This window comes from Streptomyces sp. NPDC088124 (assembly GCF_040685895.1).
Lineage (GTDB): Bacteria > Actinomycetota > Actinomycetes > Streptomycetales > Streptomycetaceae > Streptomyces.
The window spans coordinates 1-3,582 of record NZ_JBFBJB010000129.1 but is presented as its reverse complement, the minus strand read 5'-3'; the positions used below and the strand labels follow the sequence as shown (position 1 = coordinate 3,582).

Annotated in this window: 1 protein-coding gene; it reads left to right on the top strand. The window is 71.0% G+C overall.

Annotation, left to right across the window (positions count from 1 at the left end; translation table 11 throughout):
• Positions 1 to 3,582: condensation domain-containing protein (locus AB0P17_RS43150; protein WP_365820588.1), on the top strand; the 3,582-nt coding region annotated here is incomplete at both ends.

The following is a 3,582-nucleotide window of genomic DNA, read 5'->3' as shown; positions in this document are numbered from 1 at the left end:
ATCATCAGTCTCCAGGTCGTCTCCCGAGCCCGCCGCGCCGGACTCGCCCTCTCCTCCCGCGACGTCTTCCTCCACCCCACCGTCAGCGCTCTCGCGCTGGCGGTCCAGCCCTCCGACGGCGACGCGGAGACCCTTGCCGAGCAGGGCGTGCTGTCGGGGGCGGTGCCCACCCTGCCCGCACGCGAGTGGTTCTTCGAGGCCCATCCCGTGGCGCCCGGGCACTTCAACCTCTCCGTCGCGGTTGCTCTCGCGCCCGGCTTCGACGAGGGTGCGCTACGCGCCGCCCTCGCCGCTGTGCTCGCCCACCACGACGCACTGCGCATGACTTTCGGAGCGCCGTCAACCGTAGACGGCACCAGGAACGCCGTCTACGAGGGTGCTCTGCGCGTGGAGTCCGTGCTGGAGGTCCACGACCTGACGGACTCGCCGGAGCCGGCCGAGCCGGCGGAACAGCCGGAGCCGGAGGCCGACGCGGACGCGCGCTGGCACAGCGCCGTCGTCGACGCGCAGTCCGGCCTCGATCTCGCCCAGGGGCCCCTGATCCGGTTCATCCTCGGCAGGCAGGGTTCGGGCAGCTCCGACGCACCTGCCCGACTCGCCGTGATCGCGCATCACCTGGTCATGGACGGAGTGTCGCTGCGTGTCCTGATGGAGGACCTGTCGACTGCGTACGACCAGATCGTGGCCGGGCGGCAGCCTGACCTCGGCCCCAAGGGCACGTCCGTACGGCAGTGGGCGGCGCGGCTCGCCGAGCACACGGCGGCCGGCGGGTTCGACGATCAGATCCCGTACTGGCAGGCGGTCACCGACGGCGCCCTGACCCGGCTCCCCGTCGACCTTCCCGACGGACGTAACACCGTCGCTTCGCAGCGCGCCGTCTCCGTGGCGCTCACACCGGAACACACCGAGGCCCTGCTCCACCGGGTCCCTGCCGTCTACCGCACCCAGGCGAACGACGTCCTGCTGGCCGCCCTCGCCCGTGCCCTGCGTACGTGGACCGGGCATGACCGGGTCGCGGTCAACCTGGAGGGGCACGGCCGGGAGGAGATCTTCGACGACACGGATCTGACCCGTACCGTCGGCTGGTTCACCTCCATCTACCCGGTCGCACTCACGCTTCCCCCGCTTCCGGCGCGCGAGGACTGCTCCGACGCGCCGGAGGCCGACAACTGGGCCGCCACGATCAAGAGTGTGAAGGAGCAGCTGCGGGCCGTTCCCCACCGGGGTGTCGGTTACGGCGCGCTGCGCTACCTGGGCGATGCACCGGTCGATGCCCTGGCCGCCCTGGACCCGCAGATCAGCTTCAACTACCACGGTCAGTTCGATGTGTCCGGCGACGGTACGGAGAGCGGCCTGCTCAGGGAGGCCCTTCCCGCAGAGGGCGCCGACCATGCCCCCGCTGAGTTCCGGCCGCATCTGCTCGACGTCGTGGGCGCGGTGCAGGACGGCCGGCTGGTGTTCTCCTGGCTCTACTCCTCCGCCACCCACCACGAGGAGACCGTCCGGAGCGTGGCGGAGGGATTCGCGGCGGAGCTGGTGGCGTTCGCCGAACACTGCGCCCTGCCGGACGCCGGCGGCTGCACCCCCTCGGACTTCCCCCTGGTCGACCTCACACAGGACGAGGTGGACCGGATCGCCGGGGACGGAAGTGTGGTCGAGGACATCTATCCGCTGACGCCCCTCCAGTCCGGCATGCTCTTCCACGCCTTGGCGGAGCCCGACTCCGCCGCCTACCTGGAGCAGTTGGCCTTCACCCTGGAAGGGGTCAGCGATCTCGAACGGCTGACCCGCGCCTGGCAGCGCGTGATCGAGCGCTCGGACGCGCTGCGCGTATCCCTCGTCTGGGAAGGTGTGCCCGATCCCGTACAGGTGGTGCACCGCCAGACGGAACTGCCGGTCAGGACCCTGGACTGGTCGGACGCGAGCGAGACCGAACAGGATCAGTTGCTCGCTGACCTGCTGGTCGAGGACAGGGCCCGGGGGGTCGACCTGGGAGCCGGCCCCCTGCTGCGGGTGGCGCTCGCGCGGCTCTCGCCGCAGGACGTTCGCGTGGTGTGGACCTTCCACCACCTGCTGCTCGACGGCTGGAGCAACGCGGCACTGCTCTCCGACGTGGTGGCCGAGTACACGGCGCTCGGCGGAGCCCTGGAAGCGGCGCCGGTCGCGCGTGGATCGTTCGGTGACTACGTGCGCTGGCTGGCCGGTCAGGACCAGAAGGCCGGACAGGACTACTGGCGGACGGCGCTCGCCGGGTTCGGCGATCCGGTGCAACTGCCCTACGACCGTGCGCCCGAGCAGGCCCGGCGTGGGCAGTCGAGCGCACGGGTGCGGGTGACGGTGGAACCCGCGGTGGCTGCGCGGGTGAGCGCCTTCGTACGGCGGCACCGCCTCACGGTGAACGCCGTGGTGCAGGGCGCCTGGGCGCTGGTCCTCGCCCCGTACGCGGGCACGTCGGACGTGGTGTTCGGTACGACGGTCTCCGGCCGCCCGGCGGATCTGCCGGGCGCCGAGGACATCCTCGGCCTCTTCATCAACACGCTGCCGGTGCGCGTGAACGTGAATACCGGGCGGTCCACCGCCCGTTGGCTCGGTGAGGTACAGGCGGACATGGCCGAGGCGCGGCAGTACGAGTACGTGGCCCTCACGGACATCGACTCGGGCGTGCAGCCCGGGGTCTCGCTCTTCGACAGCCTGGTGGTCTTCGAGAACTACCCGGTCGACACGGAGTCCGCCGCACGCCACGGGCTGAGCGTCAGCGGCGTACAGGCCGTCGAGTCGACGAACTACGCCCTGACGCTGGTGGCTTCGGCGATGGGCGACCAATTGGATATGGTGCTCGCATACGACCCCGCCCTTTTCGACGCCGGTACGGTCGAAAACCTCGCGGGCCGGCTGAACCAGGCCGTCACCACCCTGACCGAGGACGGGGATGCTCCTCTGGGCGGGCTCTCGCTCCTCCCGGACACGGAGTGGCAGCGGGTGATCCAGGAGTGGAGCGGCACGGTCGAGGAGGCGCCCTGCCACCGCACGGTGGTGAGCGCGTTCGCCGAGCGGGTGGCCCTCGCACCGGACGACGTGGCTGTCGAGTGCGGCGAAGTAGCGCTCACGTACGCACAGTTGGACGAGCGGTCCAGTCGGCTGGCGCGGGTGCTCGTCGAGCGAGGCGTCGGTGCGGGTGCGGGCATGAGCGCGGGCATGAGTGCGGGCGTGGGTGTGGAGAGCAGGGTGGCCCTGCTGCTGGAGCGCTCGGCGGATGTGGTGGTGGCGATGCTCGCCGTGCTCAAGGCGGGCGGCGCCTACGTTCCGCTGTTCCCGGGGTATCCGGATGAGCGGATACGCCAGGTGGTGGGGCAGAGCGGCGCGGCCCTCATCCTGACGGACCCCGCCCTGAGGGCACGGGCCGCGGTCGCCGGCGTACCGGTGACGGAGGTGGACGCGGAGCCGGTGGGTGAGGTGCGGCTGCCGGATGCGGTACGGGCCGCTGGGCTGGCGTATGTGATGTTTACGTCGGGGTCGTCGGGGGTGCCGAAGGGTGTGGGGGTGACGCATGGGGATGTGGTGGCGTTGGCCGCTGATTCCCGT